1 protein-coding gene is annotated in these 432 nt (G+C 53.7%); it reads right to left on the bottom strand.

Going from position 1 to position 432, the window contains the following annotated elements; translation table 11 throughout:
- Positions 1-252: 252 nt before the first annotated feature.
- Positions 253-432, bottom strand: a 180-nt coding sequence (locus AACY52_RS31680; protein WP_339561608.1) for a hypothetical protein, incomplete at its 5' end; no start/stop codon positions are given.

Raw genomic sequence — 432 nt, 5'->3', positions numbered from 1 at the left:
CCGATCATATCGGCAAGTGACTGCCCAGCGCTTCGGTTTGGCATCCCGGGCAAGCCAAACCCACCCTTCAGAACGGGATCATGCCTCCCAAGCCGCAAGGACAAACTTCCCAATCTGGGGCGGTGGTCCTGCAGCTCCGCGTCCGGAAATCAACGAACGCGGTCGTGGAAGGAACGGCCTGCCCAGTTAACCGGCGGGGCCACTGGCTATGCTTGAACGGTGAGCTCACCCTCCGCGGGAGCAGTTTTATCCTTAAAGTAAATCCCCTTTTTGGCCAACGGCATCATCCATTTTTGCTATGGAAAGCGTTTTTTTAGGTGTAATAGTGAAATGTGGTTTTACGAGAAGTGTCCTCGGTCCGTGCATTTCACCGACGTAAACGCCGGGTCGAATCTGTTGTACCTTTATCACGCTCAGATCGAACATTTTACG

The sequence above is a fragment of the Pseudomonas sp. EA_65y_Pfl1_P113 genome (assembly GCF_963970525.1).
GTDB classification, from domain to species: domain Bacteria; phylum Pseudomonadota; class Gammaproteobacteria; order Pseudomonadales; family Pseudomonadaceae; genus Aquipseudomonas; species Aquipseudomonas tritici.
Note: the sequence above shows the minus strand (reverse complement) of the source record. Positions and strands in the feature narration are given on the sequence as shown.